20 protein-coding genes, 1 pseudogene and 1 riboswitch are annotated in these 22,509 nt (G+C 30.3%); of the genes and pseudogenes, 16 read left to right on the top strand and 5 right to left on the bottom strand.

The annotated features are described in order from the left end of the window. The first annotated feature begins 104 nt into the window (after nt 1–104). A riboswitch (SAM riboswitch) is annotated at nt 105–242 on the top strand. A 91-nt stretch (nt 243–333) separates the two neighbouring features. The 4 genes from BMY86_RS08785 to BMY86_RS08770 all read left to right on the top strand — a co-directional run bounded on the left by BMY86_RS08785 (nt 334) and on the right by BMY86_RS08770 (nt 5,937). Continuing rightward, entirely contained in the window at nt 334–1,329 is a 996-nt protein-coding gene (locus BMY86_RS08785; protein WP_091467802.1) for a homocysteine S-methyltransferase family protein, read from the top strand. A 215-nt stretch (nt 1,330–1,544) separates the two neighbouring features. Continuing rightward, nucleotides 1,545–4,220 (top strand): methionine synthase, encoded by a 2,676-nt coding sequence (metH, locus tag BMY86_RS08780; RefSeq protein WP_091467800.1) that lies wholly within the window; start codon nt 1,545–1,547, stop codon nt 4,218–4,220. A gap of 78 nt (nt 4,221–4,298) precedes the next feature. Further along, a complete protein-coding gene (metF, locus tag BMY86_RS08775; protein WP_091467798.1) occupies nt 4,299–5,255 on the top strand; it encodes a methylenetetrahydrofolate reductase [NAD(P)H] in 957 nt (318 codons plus the stop codon). A 286-nt stretch (nt 5,256–5,541) separates the two neighbouring features. Then, nucleotides 5,542–5,937 (top strand): tetratricopeptide repeat protein, encoded by a 396-nt coding sequence (locus BMY86_RS08770; protein WP_143065632.1) that lies wholly within the window; start codon nt 5,542–5,544, stop codon nt 5,935–5,937. Between the two features lie 92 nt (nt 5,938–6,029). Here the strand turns inward: BMY86_RS08770 and BMY86_RS08765 are convergent. Then, nucleotides 6,030–6,683, bottom strand: a pseudogene (locus BMY86_RS08765) (ATP-binding cassette domain-containing protein); the annotation flags it as partial. 117 nt (nt 6,684–6,800) lie between these two features. On the opposite strand from BMY86_RS08765, the gene BMY86_RS08760 reads away from it, so the two are divergent. The 11 genes from BMY86_RS08760 (at nt 6,801) to aroA (ending at nt 14,730) form a co-directional block, all read left to right on the top strand. Further along, nucleotides 6,801–7,478 carry a TetR family transcriptional regulator C-terminal domain-containing protein gene (locus BMY86_RS08760; protein WP_091467794.1) on the top strand — a complete coding sequence of 226 codons (678 nt, stop codon included), beginning with the start codon at nt 6,801–6,803 and terminating at the stop codon, nt 7,476–7,478. Nucleotides 7,479–7,493: 15 nt separating this feature from the next. Continuing rightward, a complete protein-coding gene (locus BMY86_RS08755) occupies nt 7,494–8,801 on the top strand; it encodes an ABC1 kinase family protein (RefSeq protein ID WP_091467792.1) in 1,308 nt (435 codons plus the stop codon). 4 nt (nt 8,802–8,805) lie between these two features. After that, a complete protein-coding gene (locus BMY86_RS08750; protein ID WP_091467789.1) occupies nt 8,806–9,081 on the top strand; it encodes a TIGR03643 family protein in 276 nt (91 codons plus the stop codon). Beyond that, complete coding sequence (locus BMY86_RS08745; RefSeq protein WP_091467786.1) at nt 9,078–9,761, top strand: SDR family NAD(P)-dependent oxidoreductase; 684 nt, start codon at nt 9,078–9,080, stop codon at nt 9,759–9,761. Before BMY86_RS08750 ends, BMY86_RS08745 begins: the two co-directional genes overlap by 4 nt. A gap of 143 nt (nt 9,762–9,904) precedes the next feature. Then, nucleotides 9,905–10,990 (top strand): bifunctional 3-deoxy-7-phosphoheptulonate synthase/chorismate mutase type II, encoded by a 1,086-nt coding sequence (locus BMY86_RS08740; protein WP_091467784.1) that lies wholly within the window; start codon nt 9,905–9,907, stop codon nt 10,988–10,990. A gap of 90 nt (nt 10,991–11,080) precedes the next feature. Next, nucleotides 11,081–12,061, top strand: a complete 981-nt coding sequence (rsgA, locus tag BMY86_RS08735) for a ribosome small subunit-dependent GTPase A (RefSeq protein ID WP_091467781.1) — start codon at nt 11,081–11,083, stop codon at nt 12,059–12,061. A gap of 115 nt (nt 12,062–12,176) precedes the next feature. Next, entirely contained in the window at nt 12,177–12,629 is a 453-nt protein-coding gene (gene dtd / locus BMY86_RS08730; protein WP_091467779.1) for a D-aminoacyl-tRNA deacylase, read from the top strand. Continuing rightward, nucleotides 12,630–12,815 carry a hypothetical protein gene (locus tag BMY86_RS08725; RefSeq protein ID WP_091467777.1) on the top strand — a complete coding sequence of 62 codons (186 nt, stop codon included), beginning with the start codon at nt 12,630–12,632 and terminating at the stop codon, nt 12,813–12,815. A gap of 1 nt (nt 12,816) precedes the next feature. Next, on the top strand, nt 12,817–13,143 hold the full coding sequence (locus tag BMY86_RS08720; protein ID WP_091467774.1) for a nucleotide pyrophosphohydrolase: 327 nt from the start codon (nt 12,817–12,819) through the stop codon (nt 13,141–13,143). 1 nt (nt 13,144) lies between these two features. Beyond that, a complete protein-coding gene (locus tag BMY86_RS08715; RefSeq protein ID WP_091467771.1) occupies nt 13,145–13,471 on the top strand; it encodes a DMT family transporter in 327 nt (108 codons plus the stop codon). Beyond that, nucleotides 13,471–14,730, top strand: a complete 1,260-nt coding sequence (gene aroA / locus BMY86_RS08710; RefSeq protein WP_091467768.1) for a 3-phosphoshikimate 1-carboxyvinyltransferase — start codon at nt 13,471–13,473, stop codon at nt 14,728–14,730. The genes BMY86_RS08715 and aroA overlap by 1 nt, the downstream gene beginning before the upstream one ends. On the opposite strand, the gene BMY86_RS08705 is transcribed toward aroA, so the two are convergent. Both BMY86_RS08705 and BMY86_RS08700 read right to left on the bottom strand, forming a co-directional pair. Beyond that, on the bottom strand, nt 14,716–15,471 hold the full coding sequence (locus tag BMY86_RS08705; RefSeq protein WP_091467765.1) for a LytR/AlgR family response regulator transcription factor: 756 nt from the start codon (nt 15,469–15,471) through the stop codon (nt 14,716–14,718). The genes aroA and BMY86_RS08705 overlap by 15 nt on opposite strands. Further along, on the bottom strand, nt 15,468–18,323 hold the full coding sequence (locus tag BMY86_RS08700; RefSeq protein ID WP_091467763.1) for a sensor histidine kinase: 2,856 nt from the start codon (nt 18,321–18,323) through the stop codon (nt 15,468–15,470). The genes BMY86_RS08705 and BMY86_RS08700 overlap by 4 nt, the downstream gene beginning before the upstream one ends. A gap of 196 nt (nt 18,324–18,519) precedes the next feature. On the opposite strand from BMY86_RS08700, the gene BMY86_RS08695 reads away from it, so the two are divergent. After that, entirely contained in the window at nt 18,520–20,907 is a 2,388-nt protein-coding gene (locus BMY86_RS08695) for a LamG-like jellyroll fold domain-containing protein (protein WP_091467760.1), read from the top strand. 48 nt (nt 20,908–20,955) lie between these two features. Here the strand turns inward: BMY86_RS08695 and BMY86_RS08690 are convergent, their stop codons facing one another. After that, a complete protein-coding gene (locus tag BMY86_RS08690; RefSeq protein WP_091467758.1) occupies nt 20,956–21,723 on the bottom strand; it encodes an ABC transporter ATP-binding protein in 768 nt (255 codons plus the stop codon). Then, on the bottom strand, nt 21,723–22,469 hold the full coding sequence (locus tag BMY86_RS08685; protein ID WP_091467755.1) for an MlaE family ABC transporter permease: 747 nt from the start codon (nt 22,467–22,469) through the stop codon (nt 21,723–21,725). Before BMY86_RS08685 ends, BMY86_RS08690 begins: the two co-directional genes overlap by 1 nt. Nucleotides 22,470–22,509: the final 40 nt, after the last annotated feature.

Raw genomic sequence — 22,509 nt, 5'->3', positions numbered from 1 at the left:
TATTTAGAATAAAAATCTATTTTTAGTAATAATATAATTAAAATTTAGAAAATATTTCTTTTTTATAATTTTTTGTTACCTTTGCACCGTTCATAAACAATAAGTTGTTATCAAGAAAGGTGGAGGGAATAGACCCAATGAAACCTTAGCAACCCTACGCTTGTAGAAGGTGCTGCATTCTAATCAACGGATTTGTCATTCTGAACTTGTTTCAGAATCTAATTCATTGATGAAGATAACGTTGAGTATATACTCCGCTTTTTCACGATAACTAAAATGTGCTTGTCCTAATTTGAAAATGAATTGGGATGAATTAATAAGCTAAATATTTATATGTCTAAAATTCAAGAAGAAATAGAAAAAAGAATTCTCGTGCTTGATGGTGCAATGGGAACAATGTTGCAACGCAATAATTTTTCGGAAGAAGATTTTCGTGGTGAACGTTTTGCAGATTTTCCTCATCCATTAAAAGGGAATAATGATTTGCTTTCTATTACTCAGCCTGAAGCTGTTAAAGAAGTGCACCGTTTGTATTTTAAAGCGGGAGCTGATATCGTAGAAACCAATACGTTTTCTGGTACTACAATTGGTATGGCGGATTATCACATGGAAGATTTAGTGTATGAATTAAATTATCAATCGGCTAAAATTGCTCGTGAAGTTGCGGATGAATTTACGGATAAGCCTCGTTTTGTAGCAGGTTCAATCGGACCAACAAATAGAACAGCTTCGATGTCGCCAGATGTAAATGATCCTGGATACCGAGCTGTTACTTTTGATGAATTAAAAGTTGCTTATAAACAACAAGTTGAAGCATTAATTGATGGTGGTTCCGATTTACTTTTAGTGGAAACTATTTTCGATACGTTAAATGCTAAAGCGGCACTTTTTGCTATTGAGGAAGTTAAAGAAGATCGAAATATTGATATTCCAGTTATGGTTTCTGGTACGATTACCGATGCGTCAGGAAGAACTTTATCCGGACAAACCGTTGAAGCGTTTCTAATTTCAATTCAACATATTCCATTATTAAGTGTCGGATTCAATTGCGCCTTAGGTGCCGATCAATTAAAACCTTATTTAAAACGGTTAGCGCATAATACACAATTAAATATTTCAGCACATCCAAATGCTGGTTTGCCAAATGCTTTCGGACAATACGATCAAACTCCGGAAGAAATGCAAAGTTTAATTCGGGAATATTTAAAAGATAATTTGATCAATATTATTGGAGGATGTTGCGGAACTACACCAGATCACATTAAATTAATTGCTGAAGTTGCAGCCGAATTTAAGCCAAGAAAATTAGAAAGTAATCAACCTGTTTAGTGTTTTGAAACCCTAAATGGGTTTTAAAATAAAGCAAGTTCATCTTGCAAAACAGGAAATGAAAACGAAAGCAAAACAAAAAAGTTTCATACAGAATAAAATAAATAAAATGTGCCTTTTTCTTAAAGGAAGTAAAATCTTTTGGAAAGAAGTTGCAGAAAATTATAAGAAAATAAATAGTGTGCTTTAATTAAAAGTGCCGTTGATGAAATATAATGTCAAGAGAAAATAAAATAAATTTACAACTTTCAGGTTTAGAGCCTCTTTTTATTAATGAGGAATCGATTTTTGTTAATGTTGGTGAAAGAACAAATGTTACAGGTTCACGTAAATTTCTACGTTTAATTAAAGAAGAGAAATACGATGAAGCATTAGATATTGCCAGAAATCAAGTAGAAGGTGGGGCGCAAATTATCGATGTTAACATGGATGAAGGAATGTTGGATGGCGTGTATGCTATGACAAAATTCTTGAATTTAATTGCTGCCGAACCCGATATCGCTCGTGTTCCGGTAATGATTGATAGTTCTAAATGGGAAATTCTTGAAGCCGGTTTGAAAGTGATTCAAGGAAAAGGTGTTGTAAATTCTATTTCTCTTAAAGAAGGTAAAGAAGCCTTTATTCATCATGCAAAATTAATCAAACGTTATGGTGCTGCTGTAATTGTTATGGCTTTTGATGAGGTTGGTCAAGCCGATACGTACGAACGTAGAATTGAAATTTGTAAAAGAAGTTACGATATTCTTGTAAAAGAAGTTGGTTTTCCTGCTCAAGACATCATTTTTGATCCCAATATTTTTCCGGTTGCAACCGGAATGGAAGAACATAAATTAAATGCTTTAGATTTTTTTAGAGCGACAAAATGGATTCGCGAAAATTTACCTTATGCCAATATTTCTGGTGGTGTAAGTAATGTTTCGTTTTCTTTTCGCGGAAATGATAAAGTTCGAGAAGCCATGCACTCAGCGTTTTTATATCATGCTATCAATCATGGTATGACAATGGGAATTGTAAATCCTGAAATGTTAGAGATTTACGATGAAATTGATCCGATTTTATTAGAACATGTTGAAGATGTGTTATTAAATAGGAGAGAAGATGCTACTGAAAGACTATTAGAATTAGCAGAAAGTTATAAAGGCGAAGTTAAATCGAATGAAAAAGCTATTGCCGAATGGAGAAATGGTTCTGTTCAAGAGCGTTTAACGCATTCTTTAGTAAAAGGTTTAGATGAATTTATCGAAATTGATGTAGAAGAAGCCCGTGTAAATGCTTCAAAAGCAATCGAAGTTATCGAAGTCAACTTAATGAATGGAATGAATGTGGTTGGTGATTTATTCGGTAGCGGAAAAATGTTTTTACCTCAAGTAGTAAAATCGGCACGTGTAATGAAAAAAGCCGTGGCTTATTTGTTGCCTTTTATTGAAGCAGAAAAAGATTCTACTTCATCTTCTTCAGCTGGTAAGGTTTTAATGGCGACTGTAAAAGGTGATGTTCATGATATTGGTAAAAACATCGTTTCGGTTGTTTTAGCGTGTAATAATTTCGAAATCATCGATTTGGGAGTTATGGTTCCGCCAGAAAAAATTATCGAAACTGCAGTAAAAGAAAAGGTTGATATTATCGGATTAAGTGGTTTAATTACGCCTTCGTTAGATGAAATGGTGTATTTGGCTAAAGAAATGGATAAGCTAAACATCAAAATCCCTGTGATGATTGGTGGTGCAACAACTTCTCGTGCACATACAGCTGTAAAAATCGCTCCTGAATATGAAGCAACGGTTGTTCATGTTAACGATGCTTCTCGTGCCGTAACGGTAGCGTCAAATTTATTAAATTCGGAAACAAATGTTGATTTTTCTAAAGCATTACGTCAAGAATATGATACGTTACGCGAAGGATATTTGAACAGAAGTCGTGAGAAAAATTTCTTAACTATTGAAGAAGCACGTAAGAATAAATTTCAAATCGATTGGGAAAATTACCAACCCATTCAACCAAATTTTATTGGTTCGAAAACGGTTGAGGTGGAACTTTCTGAATTAGTCAATTTTATCGATTGGACCCCATTTTTTCAATCGTGGGAATTGTATGGAAAATATCCAGCTATTTTAACGGATGAGGTTGTTGGAGAACAAGCAACGCAATTATTTGAAGATGCGCAGAAAATGCTTTCTCAAATTATTTCCGAAAAATGGTTTACTGCAAAAGGTATTTTAGGGATTTTCCCAGCGAATACTATTAATGATGATGATATCGAAATAAATCTTCCGGCTTCCAGCTTCCAGTTTCTGACTTTACGACAACAATCACAAAAAACTGCCGGAGCACCAAATATTGCTTTAGCCGATTTTATTGCTCCAAGAGAAAGTGGAAAACAAGATTATATAGGTTGTTTTTGTGTAACAACTGGTTTTGGTGTGGATGAAAAAGCAGCAGAGTTTGATCGTCAATTAGATGATTATAATTCTATTCTAACAAAGGCATTAGGCGATAGATTGGCTGAAGCTTTTGCGGAGTATTTACATTTAAAAGTTCGTAAAGAAATTTGGGGTTATGCTTCAGATGAGAATTTAACGAACAACGAATTAATAAAAGAAGAATATAAAGGAATTCGTCCTGCACCAGGTTATCCTGCTTGTCCTGATCATTTAGAAAAACCAACTATTTGGAAATTATTAAATGTTGAAAATGAAATTGGTGTAACCTTAACGGAAAGTATGGCAATGTGGCCGGCATCATCCGTTTCGGGCTATTATTTTGCAAATGAACAAAGTAAATATTTCGGATTAGGTAAAATTAAAAAAGATCAAGTAGCCGATTACGCAAAAAGAAGAAATATTAGTGTAGAACAAGCTGAAAAATGGTTAGCGCCGAATATTGCAGATTAAAAGGGTTTATAGTTTATTGTTGATGGTTTATAGTTTAAGAGCCACAAACAAAAAACAATTAACCACAAACTTAAAAGAATGAAAGTAACAGAACATATAGAAAAAGCCAACGGGAAACCATTGTTTTCTTTTGAAATTTTACCGCCTTTAAAAGGTCAACATATTCAATCTATTTTTGATAGTATTGATCCATTAATGGAATTTAATCCTCCGTTTATTGATGTAACGTATCATAGAGAAGAATATGAATTTAAAGAATTAGAAAACGGATTATTACAAAAGAAAATTGTAAAAAAACGTCCAGGTACAGTAGGAATTTGTGCTGGAATTCAGAATAAATATAATGTAGATGCGATTCCTCATATATTATGTGGTGGATTTACAAAAGAAGATACTGAGAATTTATTAATCGACTTAGATTTCTTAGGTATTAATAATGTAGTAGCACTTCGTGGTGATGCCGTAAAAAGTGAAATTTATTTTAAACCTGAAAAAGAAGGTCATGCTTTTGCTTCTGAATTGGTTTCGCAAATAAATGATTTGAATAACGGAATTTATTTAGATTCTGATTTACAAAACACTAACAAAACAAATTTTTGTATTGGCGTGGCAGGTTATCCAGAGAAACATATGGAAGCGCCAAGTTTGGATAGTGATATTCATTTCTTAAAGCAAAAAATTAAAAATGGAGCCGATTATATCATTACCCAAATGTTTTTCGATAATCAGAAATTTTTCGATTTTGTGGCTAAATGTAGAGCAGCTGGAATTACAGTTCCAATAATTCCTGGATTAAAGCCTATTGCTACGAAAAAACAATTGAATTTGATTCCACATCGTTTCAGTTTAGAATTGCCTGATGATTTAATTATGGCGGTTGTAAAAGCAAAAGATAATGAAGCGGTTAAGCAAATTGGTATAGAATGGTGTACGCAACAAAGTAAAGAATTGATTGCCAAAGGAATACCTGTTTTGCATTATTATTCTATGGGAAAGGCTGAAAACATTAAAGCTATTGCTTCTGAAGTTTTTTAAAAACTCATATAATTTAAGATTTGTGCCTTGTTGGAAAGTTTTTTCAGCAAGGCATTATTTTTTTACAAAAAAGTGCATTTTTGTTAAATTGTCATCAAAATGGCTGTTTTGATTTTTTTAGTTAACAATTATTTAATTATGCACGCATAATATTAACAAATTCTTTACAAATATGTTAAAATAATAATTATGCATTATGCTTTTTTAGGTTTTGTTGTGTAGTTTGCATTTGGTGGTTTGGATTTATTTTTCTAATTTTAGAAATATAATTCAAAAGCAAAGTGTTATGAAAAAAATTATTTACCTATTCGTTATGTTGTTTGTAGGACAAATGACATTCGCAAAAGACAAGGACTTAATTTTAAAAGAAGCTAGACAATTTGCTTTGGAAAAGAATTATGAGGCTGCCATTAAATCATATAAGTCTTATGTGAAATTAGCAAAAGATGAAAATTTGAAAAATGTGTATTTTGAATATGCTAATTGCTATTATAATAGTGGTAACAATAAAAAAGCAATCAAAACTTTGAAAACGTCTATTAAAAAGTATGGACTTACAGAGGAAGATTTCATGTATAACAAAATTATCGATCCAAAATTGTCAGATTTGGCATGGGTAGAAATCTATGATGATTACTTTAAATTAAGAAATAAATATATTACTTATCAAGATAGAAATTAAGTATTTTATTGTGTTGTTGTTTATTAAAAGTCTCTTTGATTGTTCAAAGGGATTTTTTTTTATTTCGTTTTTTCTCTAAATACTTTTTCTAAATTTTTACCTAAATCAGCAATTAATGCATCTTCTACAATCTGACCTTTATTGATAATAATGATTCTATCGCAAATAGCTTCTACTTCTTGCATGATATGTGTAGATAAAAATACGGTTTTATCTTTACCAATATTTTTTATCAATTCTCTAATTTCAACCAATTGATTCGGATCTAAACCAGTCGTCGGTTCATCCAAAATTAAAACGTCAGGATTGTGAAGTAAAGCTGTTGCTAAACCTACACGTTGACGATATCCTTTAGAAAGCTCTCCAATTTTTTTATGACATTCCGGAGTTAATCCTGTTAAAGTAATAACTTCTTCAATTCTAGATTTATCAGTTTTATGAACATCAGCACTGAATTCTAAATATTCACGAACATATAAATCTAAATATAACGGATTGTGTTCTGGTAAATAGCCAACCGATTGTTGAACGCTTTTTTGTGCCGAAGACACATCAAATCCATTTACACTTGCGCTTCCTTCATCTGAAGTTAAATAAGTGGTCAATATTTTCATTAAAGTCGATTTACCAGCTCCATTCGGACCTAAAAACCCAACAATCTCACCTTTATTTACAGAAAAACTAACGTTATCTAACGCTTTTTGTTCTCCATAAGTCTTTGTAATATTTTTTACTTCTATTGACATATACTTGTTTTGAGCAAAAATAATAAATAAAAGCAATACTGTAATAGATAAATTTAAGTTAATATAATTTTTAGTGTTCACTTTTTTCGTAAATTCGTTAAACAAAATTTTATACAAATGGCAACTTCAAAAAAAAAGAAAGCAATTACCGATGAAGTGATTGTTTCTGCTTATACCGATTTCTGTTTAATGAACGGCAAAAAACCTAACTCTGTTTATGAGTTTGTCAAATTGAACAACATGGAAGAAAGTGATTTTTATCAGTATTTTGCTTCGTTTGATTTTTTAGAAAAACAATATTTTGTAACAATGTTTAATTATACATTAGAGTTGTTAGAAAATAATGAAGCTTTTCAAAATTATAACAGCGCCGATAAATTATCTGCTTTTTACTTTACCTTTTTCGAAATGGCGACTGCAAATAGAAGTTTTGTGGTTTATATGTTGAAAGAAGATAAAAACCCACTAAAAAATATTGGTAAATTATCTAATCTTAGAAATGTATTTATTGATTTTTCTTTGTCAATTTTAGAGAAACCAATAAAGTTAGATCAAGAATCTGTAGCGAAAATTCAAGACAAAGTGATTCAAGAAGCAGCTTGGCTTCAATTTCTATCAATTTTTAATTTTTGGATGCATGACGAATCGGCTAATTTCGAAAAAACAGATGTTTTTATTGAAAAATCAGTCAAAGCAAGTTTCGATTTAGCTTATAATATTCCAACTCAAAGTGTTATTGATTTTGGAAAATTTATATGGAAAGAACAAATGAACGGAATGTTTTCAAAATCATAATTTCAACAATTAATAATGAAAAAAATTGATAGTATTCCAACCGGAAAAATTGAAAGAGTAACCAAATTAGTTTCTACTGGTGTAAAAGTTGGTGGGAATTACTTAAAATATTATGGAGAAAAAGTAGTAAATCCGAATTTAACAAAAGACAAATTACACGAAAATAACGCAGCGGATATTTACGATGGACTCAAAGAATTAAAAGGTAGCGCATTAAAAGTTGCTCAAATGCTTAGCATGGAGAAAAACTTATTACCGCAATCTTATGTAGATAAATTTTCCTTATCTCAATTTTCTGTCCCACCCCTTTCTGCCCCATTAGTCAGAAAAACATTTAAAACGTATTTTAAAAAATATCCTGAAGAAATTTTCGATACTTTTTCTCCTGATTCTATCAATGCAGCTAGTATTGGACAAGTACATAAAGCTGTGAAAAACGGAAATGAATTGGCTGTAAAAATTCAATATCCTGGCATTCGAGAAAGTATTAGTTCGGATATTGCACTTGTAAAACCAATTGCAATTCGAATGTTTAATTTACAAGGAACTTCAGATGAGTATTTTCAAGAAGTTGAAGATAAATTAATTGAAGAAACAGATTATAAGTTAGAGATTTCTCAATCTATGAAAGTTATTGAGGATTGTAAAAAGATTGATAATTTACTTTTCCCGAATTATTATCCTGAATATTCTTCAGATAAAATCATTACAATGGATTGGATGAACGGAATTCACTTATCAGAGTTTTGTTCAAGTGATGCATCTCAAGAAGAAAGAGATAAAGTTGGACAAACATTGTGGGATTTTTACATGTTTCAAATTCACAGTTTGAAAAAATTTCATGCAGATCCGCATCCAGGTAATTTTTTAGTAGATAAAGATGGTAATTTAATTGCCATTGATTTCGGATGTATGAAAGAAATTCCGAACGATTTTTATATTCCTTATTTTGAAGTTTCCACTCCAGATTCATTAAATAATATAGCCTATTTTAAATCGAAATTATACGAATTGGAAATTCTGAAAACTACAGATACTAAAGATGAAATTGAATTTTTTACGAATATGTTTCATGAATTATTAAGTGTTTTTACCTTGCCTATTCAAGCTGAAGTATTTGATTTTTCAAACCCTGATTTTCAAAATAAAATTGCTGCTTTAAGTGAAAAATTTGCCAACGATAAAACCTTAAGAAAAATGAATGGAAATAGAGGTTCTAAACATTTTATTTATGTAAACCGAACATTTTTTGGATTGTATAACTTAATGTTTGATATCAAAGCAAAAGTTAAAATAAAAGATTTTGAAAAATATTTAAATTAATATAATGAATCAATTAAAAGAAATTGAAATTGATAGAATTATTGAAATGGCTTGGGAAGATAGGACAACTTTTGAGGCTATTAAGATACAATTTGGATTGGCTGAAAAAGAAGTAATTGAATTAATGCGACTTCAATTAAAAAAATCAAGTTTTAAACTTTGGAGAGCTAGAGTTCAAGGCAGAAAAACAAAACATTTAAAACTCAGAGAATTTATAAAAGGTAACTTTAAAAGTAAATTACAAAGAACTATAAGTCAAAATAAAATTAGTAAAAGATGAAGAATTACTTAATTGTTGGCGGAAGTAAAGGAGTTGGGGAACAAATTGTACAAGAATTGTCTGAAAAAGGAAATTTTTGTCATGTAATTTCAAGAACGAATCCTACTTATTCCTTTAATGGGAATTGGTATCAATTAGATGCTCTAAACGATGAATTACCACAGCTAGAATCGTTAGATGGATTAGTGTATTGCTTAGGAAGTATAAATTTAAAACCTTTTCATCGATTAAGTTTGGATGATTTTAAATCCGATTATGCCATAAATGTTGAAGGTGCCATAAAAGCCTTTCAATATTATCTTCCCGCATTAAAAAAATCTGAATTGGCAAGTGTTGTTATGTTTAGTACTGTTGCCGTTCAATCTGGTATGCCCTTTCACGCAAGCATCGCTGCTTCAAAAGGTGCGATAGAAGGATTGGTTAAAAGTTTTGCTGCAGAATTTGCACCTAAAATTAGAGTAAACGCCATTGCACCATCATTGATTGATACACCATTAGCTTCGGGAATTTTGAGATCTGAACTAATAAAAGAAAACATAATAGCTAAGCATCCTCTAAAGAGAATTTTAAATCCAACAGATGTATCCAAAACAGCTTGTTTTCTACTTTCTGATGATTCAAATGGGATAACCGGACAAATAATTGTTCAGGATAATGGCTTAGTAAGTTTAAGTTATTAAATATTTTATATATTTGTAACGATGTTAAAAAACAAATTAAATATGGTAGCTGCTTGGTGGAATACTTTTCGCTAGGGATTACTATGTGTTATATATAAGTTAGTTAATCCCGATTTTTTCGGGATTTTTTTATTTAAAAAAGTATGGAAATTACAAAAGAACATAAACAATGGTTAGTTGATTTTAATTTAAATCATCCATTAGTTATTGCAGGTCCGTGTAGTGCTGAAACAGAAGAGCAAGTACTGAAAATTGCACATGAATTGAAAAATTCTGATGTATCTATCTTTCGTGCGGGTATTTGGAAACCAAGAACACGTCCAGGAGGTTTTGAAGGTGTTGGAGAAATTGGTTTAAAATGGTTGCAAAGAGCTAAAGCGGAAACAGGTTTGTTAATGGCTATTGAAGTTGCCAACGCTCAGCATGTAAAATTAGCTTTAGAACATGATATTGATGTTTTGTGGATTGGTGCTCGTACAACTGTTAATCCTTTTGCGGTACAAGAAATTGCAGATGCGCTTCAAAATACAGATAAAATAGTGTTGATTAAAAACCCTGTAAATCCCGATTTATCATTATGGATTGGAGGAGTAGAACGTTTGTATAATGCCGGTATTAAAAAATTAGGAGTGATTCATAGAGGATTTTCTACGTATGAAAAAACGAAATTTAGAAACAATCCAGAATGGCAAATTGCAATCGATTTGCAAAATAAATTTCCCAATTTGCCTCTAATTTGTGATCCTTCACATATTACAGGAAAACGTGATATGATTCAAGAAGTTTCACAACAAGCATTAGATTTAAATTATGATGGTTTAATTATTGAAACGCATATTGATCCAGAAAAAGCCTGGAGTGATGCCGCTCAACAAGTTACGCCAGCTACATTAAAACAAATTTTTATCGATTTAAAGATGCGTAAAGAAACAGATGAAAATGCAGAATGGAATAAAGAAATGGCTTTACAACGTGCTTATATTGATGAATTGGATACGAAGTTGATTGAGATTTTAGGAAAACGTATGAAATTGGCTGAAAAAATTGGTCTATTGAAAAAAGAGAAAAATGTTGCCATTTTACAAAATAAACGTTGGAATGAAATTTTAGGAAGAATGATTTTAGATGGTGAAGAAAAAGGACTTACTGAAGAATTTGTTTTGAAAATTTATAAAGCCATACATCAAGAAAGTATTGCGCATCAAGAAAAAATAATTAACAAAAATTAAAATTAGAAATACTATCTTTGCTATTAATAAATAATTAGAGATAAAGATTAGTAAAAAACTAATTGGCTAATTTCTAACTTCAAAAATTGAATGACAGGAATCGTATATAAATCTACCGGAAGTTGGTATGTAGTGAAAGCTGAAGATAATCAGTTTTACAATTGTCGTATCAAAGGTAAATTCCGTATCAAAGGAATAAAAAGTACCAATCCAATTGCGGTTGGTGATGTGGTAGATTTCGATTTAGACGAAACGGTTGATGAAGTTAATGGTGTAATTACCAATATTCACGATCGAAAAAATTATGTTGTTCGTAAATCAGTAAATCTTTCCAAACAAACGCATATTTTAGCTTCTAATGTGGACATTATTTTTTTAATAGTCACCATTAATAATCCTGTTACAACTACAAGTTTTATTGATCGGTTTTTAGTTACTGCTGAAGCATATGGAATAGAAGCAGTTTTATTGTTTAATAAAATTGACACATTTGATGAAGCAACAACCGATGAACAATTGTATTTGCAATACATTTATTCAAAAATAGGTTACAAATGCCTTCGTGTTTCGGCAACTGAATCGAAAGGTTTAGATGCTTTAAAAGAAATGATGGTTGGCAAAACATCAATTTTTTCTGGACATTCTGGAGTAGGAAAATCTACTTTAGTGAATGCCATTGAACCTACTTTAAATTTAAAAACAAAAGAAATTTCAGATGCTCACTCCCAAGGGCAACATACTACCACTTTTGCTGAAATGTTTGATTTGTCCTTTAATGCAAAAATTATTGATACTCCTGGAATTAGAGGTTATGGGATGATTGATATGGATAAACATGAAATTACCGACTATTTTCCTGAATTTTTTGCTTTAAAAGAAAATTGTAAATTCAATAATTGTTTACACAAAGAAGAACCTAATTGTGCGGTTAAAGAAGCATTAGATAATGATGAAATAGCTTGGTCGCGTTATAATAGTTACTTGAAAATTTTAGAAGGTGACGACGAACATTATCGAAACGATAATTTTGAAGCCGATCGTAAAGCAAGTGACGAATCACGAAAAAGTTAAAATTTGTTAAAAAAATCTATTTACAATTCTATTTTTTTGTAATATTTTTATGAACTTTACGTTGTTATGTTTTAATATCATAACATTTTGATACAAGTAAAATAAATTTAAATTAGTGAAAGTTGTAATTCAAAGGGTTTCTGAAGCCTCAGTTACCATTAATTCAAATATAGTTTCCAATATAAATACAGGATTGCTAATTTTGGTAGGAATCGAAGATGCTGATACTGTAGAAGATAGTAAATGGCTCGTTTCAAAAATTGCCAATCTTAGAATTTTTCCAGATGAAAATGAGGTTATGAATCTTTCAGTAAAAGATTGTAATGGAGATATTATTGTTGTAAGTCAATTTACATTACATGCCTCTACTAAAAAAGGAAACAGACCGAGTTATATTCAAGCTGCAAAACCAGATTTTGCCATTCCTATGTATGAACAATTTGTACAACTTTTGGAACATGAAGTTGGTAAAAAGATTCAAACAGGACAATTTGGAGCCGATATGAAAGTAAGTTTAATTAACGACGGGCCAGTAACAATAATAATTGATAGTAAAAACAAAGTATAAATGAACAATAACAATCTTAAAAAAGCCTTTTTAGAGTTTTTGTTTAACGGTGCAATTTGTACTGTTTTAATTAATTACTTGCAATTTCATGATTGGATAAAATCATTGAAATTCGGATTGGTTTTTGGGATTGTAATGTCGGTTTTTTACACAGTAATTTTACCAAAATTCAAAAAGAAACAATAAAATGGATATACAAAATGCTCAACTTGATGTTGATAATTGGATTAAAAACCATGGCGTTCGATATTTCAATGAATTAACTAATATGGCGCAACTAACCGAAGAAGTTGGTGAAGTGGCTCGTATTATTGCACGTCGTTATGGCGAACAATCAGAAAAAGAATCAGATAAAAACAAAGATTTAGGCGAAGAATTAGCGGATGTGGTTTTTGTGGTTTTATGTTTGGCGAATCAAACCGGAATTAATCTACAAGAAGCTTTTGATAAAAAATTAAATTTAAAATCGGAACGCGATAAAGATCGTCATAAAAACAACGATAAATTAAAATAACTTGAACTGGATTTTACTAATAATAGCAGGTTTATTTGAAGTCGGTTTTGCCACTTGTTTAGGCAAGGCAAAAGAAACTTCAGGTAATAGTTCCATGCTATGGTATGGCGGATTTTTAATTTGCTTAACCATCAGTATGCTATTATTAGTAAAAGCCACAAAAGAATTACCTATTGGAACGGCTTATGCGGTTTGGACAGGTATTGGCGCAATTGGAAGTGCAATCATAGGGATTTTAGTGTTTAATGAACCAGCCACTTTTTGGAGAATATTTTTTATGTTCTCATTAATAGCATCTATAATTGGTTTAAAATTTGTTTCTCACTAATGAATCTGCATCTACTAAAATCCAAAATCGTAAATCTAAAATCTGAAATCTCAATTACAGGTTCAAAATCGGAAACCAATCGTTTGCTATTATTGCAAGCCATATTTCCCAATTTACAATTAGAAAATACTTCTAATTCGGATGATTCAGATATTATGCAAAAAACATTGCAAAGCATCCAACTTCCAACATCCAGCATCGAGCAATTTGATATTCACCACGCCGGAACGGCCATGCGATTTCTAACAGCATATTTTGCCATTCAAGAAGGAAACGAAGTGATTTTAACCGGTTCTTCTCGTATGCAAGAACGCCCTATTCAAATTTTAGTGGATGCTTTGAATCAATTAGGTGCCGATATTTCGTATCAAAATAACGAAGGTTTTCCGCCTTTAAAAATTAAGGGAAAAAAATTAAGTCAATCAAAAGTTTCATTACCTGCTAATATTAGTAGTCAATATATTTCTGCCTTATTGTTAATCGCTCCTAAATTGGAAAATGGATTGGAATTAACATTGGAAGGTGAAATAACTTCAATTCCCTATATCAACATGACATTAGTCTTATTACAGTCAATTGGTGTTGATACAAGTTTTGAAAATAATATAATTAAAGTTGCTCCAAAAAGGGAAGTTACTACTCAAACATTAGTTGTTGAATCGGATTGGAGTTCTGCTTCGTATTGGTTTTCTATTGTGGCATTATCTGAAATCGGAACTGAAATTACACTTTCAAGTTATAAAGAAAATAGTTTGCAAGGCGATTCTGTTTTAGCTGAAATTTATAAAGATTTCGGAGTAGAAACTGTATTCAATGAAAACAATACAATCACGATTTCCAAAACTAAGAATAATAAATTATCAATTGTAAATTATCAATTAAACAATTGTCCGGATATCGCACAAACTATTGCGGTTACCTGTTTCGGTTTAGGAATCGGTTGCGATTTGTTTGGTTTGCATACCCTAAAAATTAAAGAAACGGATAGGTTAGAGGCATTAAAAGTTGAGTTGACTAAACTTGGCGCTGAAATAACTGTAACTAACGATTCTTTACATTTAAAAGCATCTCAACTACTATATGAAAACATATGTATTGCCACGTATCAAGATCATCGAATGGCAATGGCATTTGCTCCATTGGCTTTAAAAGTTGGTATTCAAATAGAAAATGCCGAAGTGGTTTCTAAATCGTATCCTAGTTTTTGGGAAGATTTAAAAAAAGTTGGATTTGAAATGCAACCGTTATCTTCGAATTAATTGAATCGTTTCTAAAATAGAAGCCACTTTTTCGTTGGAAATTGGTAAATGAACGCCATTTGTTAATTCTACACTTCCACCATCCGATTTATTATAAGCTTTAATGAAATTTGTGTTTACAATATATGATTTGTGAATTCTATTAAAATATGTTTGATTTTGTAAACAAAGTATTTCTTCAAAGTTTTTCAAATTTCTACTAACCAAATGCTTTTCATTATTGATACATACTATTTCCGAATACGCACCTTCCCCTTTAAGGTAAATGATTTTTTCAGTTTCAATGAATACCAAACTATTTCCAGATGGAATGGCAATTTTTTTGAAAGAATCTTGTTTCAAATTTTCTTTCAATAAAGCATAGTTAGCTGATTTTTCTTTTTCCTTTGAAAAGCGAATAATAGCTTCAGTTAGTTCAGTTGGATTAATTGGTTTTAATAAATAATCTACTGCTGAAAATTTAAAAGCTTGTATGGCATATTCTTGATAAGCCGTAGTGAAAATGATTTTAAAAGATATTTCGTTTTCATCAAAAAAATCTAATAATTCTAGTCCGCTATGCCCCGGCATTTCAATATCTAAAAAAACCAAATCGGGTTTGTTTTTTCTGATGGCTTTTACGCCTTCAGGTAAATTTTCACATTCAGCAATAATTTTCACATCTGAACAATATTCATTCAAAAGTAAAGTCAAATTAACTCTTGCTCTTTTTTCATCATCTATAATAATTGCCTGTATCATTGTTCAATTGGTATTTTTATTTTTACGGTTGTTCCTGAAGGTTGTTCTGTTATGGTGTATTTATCGATAATTTCTATCGAAATGTTTTTTTGGTTGTATTGATTTAATAAGTCAATTCTGTTTTGCAATGCATTGGTAGCAAAGGATTGGTGATTTTTGTTTTTAATCTGATTTAAAGCATTGCTTTTTTGTCTGCCAATTCCGTTATCGTCGATTTTTATTTCTAAAAACTCTTCAATTTTTGAAAATTCAATAGTTAGATTTTTTTTATCTGATTTATGAAGTAATCCATGTTTTATGGCGTTTTCTACATACGGCTGAATGAGCATGGATGGAATTTTTGTGAGCTCAGCATCAATTTCTTTTGTCACTTTTATGGAGTAAAATAAATCATCTTCAAAACGTGCTTTTTCAATATCTAAATATAACGTTAGGGTTTTTATTTCATCTGAAATGGTTATCCAATCTTTTTCCGTCATTTCTAAAATGGTTCGAGTTAGATTTGAAAATTTCGATAAATATTCTATCGCTTCTTTTTTCTCGTTGGATAAAATATACGATTGTAATGTGTTTAAAGCATTGTAAAAGAAATGCGGATTCATTTGCGATTTAATGGCTTTTAATTTGGACTGGTTTACGTTTTTCTCCAAATTAATTTTGTCTAAAGCTAATTGATTTCGTTTTTCAATTTTTGCAATGTTTTTACGGTATAACCAATAAGCGAATCCAATTAACAACAATGATGCGCAAAGGATAAAAGGTAATTGTAACCAAAAAGGGCGGTTAATTGTGAAATTTATTTTTTTAGAATTTTTATAATCAGAATTCAGAACAAATTCAATGGTATATGCACCATAATTTAAAGAGTTCAACACTATTTCAGTATTCAAAATATTGGCTTTTTGCCAAGGTGAATTATTAATTCTATAAATTAACTCGTGGTCTTCAAAAGGTGTTGGTGATAAAAATTGATATTTAATTTGAATATTGTTTTCATTATAAGCTAAATCGTTCAATCTTAATGAATCAATATTTTTATTATTCACTTTTAAGGCTTCAATTTTGAAGAACGGATTAGGTCGAAAATAGTTTTCCATTTTCTTAATTATTAAACCTCTATCTGCAGAAATGTAATAATTGTTGTTTTTAAGTACAATGTCATTCACTTCAATATTATTATTGATGTGGATAATTTGTCTTAATTTTTTTGAAGATAGATTATATTCAAAAATGTACTTATTAGTAATGATAAAAAGTAAATTGTCTTTTAATATGTATTTTTCAACTGACTCTTTATCTATATTTTTATCAAGTGCAATTTCTTTAATGCTTTGGTTTTGAATTTCATAAATGTTTAAATCATTATTACAAGCATATATTTTATCTTTTGAAGAAGTCAGTTTTGTAACAATTAATGATTTGTTGTTTAATTTCAATTCAAAAATTTTACCAGATGTTGAAACACCATACAATCCATTATTTGTAGCATAATATATTACTTTATACTTATTGTTATAAGCTGTAGCTTTTCCTTTTGCGTTTAAAATAATGTTATTGTATTCAGAATTTTTATTTTGATTAAAAGATGAAAAAACAAAATCCCATTCGCTTTTCGAATTGCTATTAGTTTTAAATATTCCAGAAGAACTACTGGCTGCAAATGAAATGTATTTTGGATCTATAGCGCACGAGTTTTTTACGGCAATAGCTAATTCTTTGGTCAGTTTTTTATCTTTATTGAGTAGTCCAAATTTTGAAGACGTAAAAAATAATTGTTGGTTAAAAGTATCGAAGAATAATTGTCCGATTTGATGGTTTTCTTTACCAGTATAGATTGTATTTAGTTTGTTATTTTGAAATGAATATATTTTATCGTTTTTAGTTCCAATAAAGAGTTCGTTATTTCCAAAATATAAAGAAGTTAAACTTTCGTTAGAACTAATAAAATTGGTGTTGAAATCTTCAATAAAAAACAAGCCTTCAGTTAGTGTGGAAATCCAAAAGTTATTGTTTTTGGTTTTGTAGATATAAGAAATATTATTCCCATTGAAAAATTCAGTGGTAGAATTGTTTGCTACATCTAGTTCAATAATGCCGTTTGTAGTACACAACCAGTTTTTATTATTACACCAACTTAGATTTTGAATAATTGTATTGCTAATATTTAATTCTTTTTTGTGAAATTTATTATCAATAAAATGATAGTAATATTTTGTGAATTTTGAAGCTATTAATAATCCGTTATTTGATTTTTCAACCAAAATGGAATTGAAATTATCTAAAAAATCAATTGGAAAGTCAAGAACGCTTTGAATTTTATCATTTTTAATAACAATGAGTTTATCGGTAAAAATGTAGATGGTATCTTCATTAAAAAATAAAGTTTTTATTTCTTTGGCATTAATAGCAATAGATTTTTTTAATTGTAATTTCTTCAAATCATAAATATCAATTGCTTTTTCATTTATCACATATAATTGATTATTTATTAATCCGAATTTGAAGTAACCAATCGACTTTTTTTGATTTAATTTTTTTAGAGAATTGTTTTCAATATAATATAAATAGCCGTCAAAATTTTCATACCAAATTCGTCCAAACTTATCTTGCTGGATACAGGAACCTGCTTTTGAAGTCATTTCATTCTGACTGAAATATTGAAAAGTATATCCGTTAAAGCTGCATAATCCTTTTTCAGTGGCAAACCACATTGTATGGTTTTTATCTTGAAATATATCATAAACACTATTAGAAAGTAATCCTTGAGATTTATTTATGGTATTGAAATAAGGATTTTGTCCAACCGAAAATTGGAATATAAATAATAAAAATATGCGTAATACTGCCTTCAATTATAAAATTTGTTCAAATATAGATATATAACAAATATACCATAAACCAAGTTAATGAAAATAACTTTTCAGTATAGGAATTGTGTCGATTTGTAGTTTTTAAATTTTCATTAACTCAAAATAGGGTTTGGTAAACTGAGTCGGTTTTGCCTGAATTGGACTACTAATTTTACAGAAAATTTTTAATGAGACAATTATGAAAACAAAATTATGTTCTTTTTTACCTCTTCTGTTTATGTTGGTGTTTTCTACGGTGAAAGCACAACTTGCAACTTTTGATACTAATTTACAGAGTTATAACATTACAATGACATCTGCAACTATTAGTAATATTATAACTTCAAGCACATCGGTTACTGTTTATTATCAGTTAGCAACTGGAAATGCTGGAAATGTTGCATTAGCTCCTACTGCTGGAGGCGGTTCAAATTCTTCTGGTACATGGGTAACCGTAAGAAATTTGAATAGTTTAACACCAAATACTACTTATTATTTTAGATTTAGAGCCGATAATGCATCAGGAACATCTTATTCTGGAACAGGCTCATTTACCACATTAAGTGGTGCTCCTACAATTTCTATCTCATCAACACCTACAACAAGCAATAGTGCAACAATTAATTATTCATTAAATGCTTGGGGAAATACAACTACTTCATTGGTTAGATATGGTTTAACTAGTGGTAATTTATCTAGTCAAGTTGTTGGGAATTCTGCTTCTGGTACAACTGATACGCCTTCAACTGTTAATATTCCAAGTTTGTTGCCTAATACAACATACTATTATCAAGTAGAAGCCACAAACTCAGTTGGGACAACAATGAGTACAATTGGAAATTTTACAACTGCTTCATTACCAAATTCTTTAATTGCAGATTATAGATTCGATTTTGGTTATTCGGATATAAATAATAATAATCCATTTACTGCTAATTCAGGAACTTCATTCACAACAGATAGAAATGGAAATGTTAATTCTGCATTGTCAATTAATAATACTGGAATTACAGCAGTAATACCTGGTCTTCCATATGGAAATAGTCCACGATCAATTTCTTTTTGGGCAAAAACAACAAGTATGTGGCCTTCGTATAATATGACTTTTTCTTATGGTCAGTCGAGTGGAAGTAGTGCTTGTGGTGGATCTTTTAATAGTTCAATTGTTGAGTTTTTAGGTTATGGGAATAATTTTAGCGCAAATTCAGCGAATACAAACAATACATGGTATTATTTTACTTACACGTATGATGGGACTACAGCTAAAATATATAAAAATGGGACTTTATTAACTAGTACTCCAAAAACTTGGAATACATTAAATAATAATAATATTTTTAAATTAGGAGTTGGAGTTGGAGGTGAATTGTCTTTTATTGGAGCTATTGATGATTTGAAAATTCATAATTATGTAATTTCAGATGCGCAAATAACACAATTGTATTTAGGTTCAGCAGTACCAGAAATTTCAAATATTTCAGTTAATCCTTCTGCAAATGGAGCAAGAATTAATTATACAGTTAACGCTAAAAATGCAGCAACTACAACGGTTATAAAATATGGACTTTCAAGTGGTGCCTTAGTTAATCAAGCTACTGGTTTTAGTGCGTCAGGAAATACAAATACTCCTGGTTATTTAGATTTAACAGGATTGTCAAATTATACAACATATTATTTTGAAATTGAAGCTACTAATTCAATCGGTATTACGACATCTACAATTGGTACTTTTACTACTGGATTAACATCTGCAATTGCAGATTATAGATTTGATAATTCATATAATAATATTAATGGAACTAACCCTTTTTCAAGTAATGGTGGTACTTCATTTACAACTGATCGATATGGTGTTCCAAATTCAGCATTAAATATTGTAAATACTGGATCAAATGCAACAATAAATAGTTTACCATATAGTAATTCAGCTCGAACAATTTCTTTTTGGGCTAAACTAAACGTATTACAAGCTCCCTATAATATGACATTCTCATATGGTCAATCGAATACTAGTAATGCATGTGGTGGGTCGTTTAACAATACAGCAGTTGAGTTTTTTGGTTTTGGAAATAATTTAAGCGGAAATTCATCTAACGCTGTAAGTACTTGGTATTTCTTTACTTATACTTATGATGGAACAAATGCCAAAATATACAAAAACGGTATATTATTAAGTTCAGTACCTAAAACTTGGAATACTTTAAATAATAGTAATATCTTCAAATTAGGGACTGGAGTTGGAGGAGAGTTAACGTTTAATGGTGCAATAGACGATTTAAAAATATTCAATTATGTTTTAAGTGATTCACAAATTACAGAGCTTTATACAACAAACACTTTAACTGCTTCAAGTTTCAATCAAAATACTTTAGAAGCAGGATTATATCCAAATCCAGTACAAGATATTTTAAACATTTCTATTGAAAATCAAATTGCAAAAGTAGAAGTGTTTACTATTCAAGGTCAAAAAGTAATGGAATCAAATTCAAATGAAATAAATATGTCAGCATTAACGTCTGGAATTTATTTAGTAAAAATTATAGATGAAAATAATGCAATTGCTACTAAAAAAGTAGTGAAGAAATAATTAGGTTAGTGGTTTAAGAAAAAAAGGTTGACATAAAGTCAACCTTTTTTATTTATCATCTTCTAAGTACATTTTACGTACGCGTTTGAATAATTCACTTGAATACACAAAGTCTGTTACAGCTTCATTATCTGTTTTGAATATTTCTTTATTAGTGCCTTCCCATTCTAATAATCCATTTTTAAGGAAAACTATTTTTTCACCAATTTCCATAACCGAGTTCATGTCGTGTGTATTGATTACCGTTGTAATATTGTATTCTTTAGTGATTTCTTGAATCAGATTATCAATTACAATAGCCGTTTTCGGGTCTAAACCAGAGTTAGGTTCATCACAAAATAAATATTTCGGATTATTTACAATCGCTCTAGCAATTGCCACACGTTTTTGCATTCCTCCTGAAATTTCAGAAGGTTTTTTATGATTTGCATTAATTAAATTTACTCTATCAATAACAAAGTTAACGCGTTCTTTAATTTCTGCAGCAGTTTTATTAGTAAACATTTTCAATGGAAAACCAATGTTTTCTTCCACTGTCATACTATCGAACAACGCACTACCTTGAAAAACCATTCCGATTTCAGTACGTAAATCGCGTTTTTCATCTTTATTCATGTCTTCATAAATTCTGCCATCAAAAGAAATATGACCGCTATCTATATGATGAACTCCAAGTAATGATTTTATGAAAACAGTTTTACCAGATCCACTTTGTCCAATTACTAAACTCGTTTTTCCGGCTTCAAAACTTGTAGAAATACCTTTTAAAACCATTTGGTCTCCAAAGCTTTTTTTAATATCGTGTACTTCAATCATTAGCTTAAAAGTAATTGGGTTAAAATATAATTCATCAAAATAATAACTACCGATGTCCAAACAAACGAAACCGTACTCGCTTTACCAACTTCTAATGCGCCACCTTTCATGAAATAACCATGAAAAGAAGGAATAGTTGATAATAAAAAGGCAAATACAAATGTTTTGATAAAGGCATAAACGATATGATATGGAATAAAATCTTCTTGTATTCCGGTAATGAATTCATGACTAGTAGCAAAACCACCATACACTCCAGCTAAATAGCCACCAAAAACACCTAAAAACATCGCTATTCCAATTACGAATGGATATAATAAAAGCGCAATCATTTTTGGGAAAACTAAATAGTTAAGCGAGTTTACTCCCATTACTTCCAACGCTTCAATTTGTTCGGTAACACGCATAGAACCTATACTAGAAGTAATAAACGAACCCATTTTTCCTGCCATAATGATAGAAATAAAGGTTGGCGCGAATTCTAATACTACCGATTGACGCGTGGCAAATCCAATTAAATATTTTGGAATTAACGGATTGGTTAAGTTTAATGCCGTTTGAATGGCAACAACTCCACCAACGAAAAAGGAAATGAAACACACAATTCCTAAAGAATCAATAATTAAATCGTCTATTTCTTTTAAGATTAATTGCTTCATCGCGCTCCATTTTACAGGACGATTGAATACGTCTTTCAGCATAATGAAATAACGACCAATTTGCGTTAAATATCGAATTAACATCATTGTTTTAAAATATTTGCTAAAATAGTAAAATTATGTAAAT

It is taken from the genome of Flavobacterium urocaniciphilum, from assembly GCF_900110615.1.
GTDB classification, from domain to species: domain Bacteria; phylum Bacteroidota; class Bacteroidia; order Flavobacteriales; family Flavobacteriaceae; genus Flavobacterium; species Flavobacterium urocaniciphilum.
Note: the sequence above shows the minus strand (reverse complement) of the source record. Positions and strands in the feature narration are given on the sequence as shown.

Bases quoted from the DNA above. Each gene is read 5' to 3' on its own strand.
- BMY86_RS08720 (WP_091467774.1), top strand. From the start codon at position 12,817: ATGGATATACAAAATGCTCAACTTGATGTTGATAATTGGATTAAAAAC.
- BMY86_RS08755 (WP_091467792.1), top strand. From the start codon at position 7,494: ATGAAAAAAATTGATAGTATTCCAACCGGAAAAATTGAAAGAGTAACC.
- BMY86_RS08745 (WP_091467786.1), top strand. From the start codon at position 9,078: ATGAAGAATTACTTAATTGTTGGCGGAAGTAAAGGAGTTGGGGAACAA.
- BMY86_RS08695 (WP_091467760.1), top strand. From the start codon at position 18,520: ATGAAAACAAAATTATGTTCTTTTTTACCTCTTCTGTTTATGTTGGTG.
- BMY86_RS08705 (WP_091467765.1), bottom strand. From the start codon at position 15,471: ATGATACAGGCAATTATTATAGATGATGAAAAAAGAGCAAGAGTTAAT.
- BMY86_RS08690 (WP_091467758.1), bottom strand. From the start codon at position 21,723: ATGATTGAAGTACACGATATTAAAAAAAGCTTTGGAGACCAAATGGTT.
- BMY86_RS08750 (WP_091467789.1), top strand. From the start codon at position 8,806: ATGAATCAATTAAAAGAAATTGAAATTGATAGAATTATTGAAATGGCT.
- BMY86_RS08785 (WP_091467802.1), top strand. From the start codon at position 334: ATGTCTAAAATTCAAGAAGAAATAGAAAAAAGAATTCTCGTGCTTGAT.
- BMY86_RS08685 (WP_091467755.1), bottom strand. From the start codon at position 22,469: ATGATGTTAATTCGATATTTAACGCAAATTGGTCGTTATTTCATTATG.
- metH (WP_091467800.1), top strand. From the start codon at position 1,545: ATGTCAAGAGAAAATAAAATAAATTTACAACTTTCAGGTTTAGAGCCT.
- aroA (WP_091467768.1), top strand. From the start codon at position 13,471: ATGAATCTGCATCTACTAAAATCCAAAATCGTAAATCTAAAATCTGAA.
- BMY86_RS08740 (WP_091467784.1), top strand. From the start codon at position 9,905: ATGGAAATTACAAAAGAACATAAACAATGGTTAGTTGATTTTAATTTA.
- BMY86_RS08760 (WP_091467794.1), top strand. From the start codon at position 6,801: ATGGCAACTTCAAAAAAAAAGAAAGCAATTACCGATGAAGTGATTGTT.
- rsgA (WP_091467781.1), top strand. From the start codon at position 11,081: ATGACAGGAATCGTATATAAATCTACCGGAAGTTGGTATGTAGTGAAA.
- BMY86_RS08725 (WP_091467777.1), top strand. From the start codon at position 12,630: ATGAACAATAACAATCTTAAAAAAGCCTTTTTAGAGTTTTTGTTTAAC.
- BMY86_RS08770 (WP_143065632.1), top strand. From the start codon at position 5,542: ATGAAAAAAATTATTTACCTATTCGTTATGTTGTTTGTAGGACAAATG.
- metF (WP_091467798.1), top strand. From the start codon at position 4,299: ATGAAAGTAACAGAACATATAGAAAAAGCCAACGGGAAACCATTGTTT.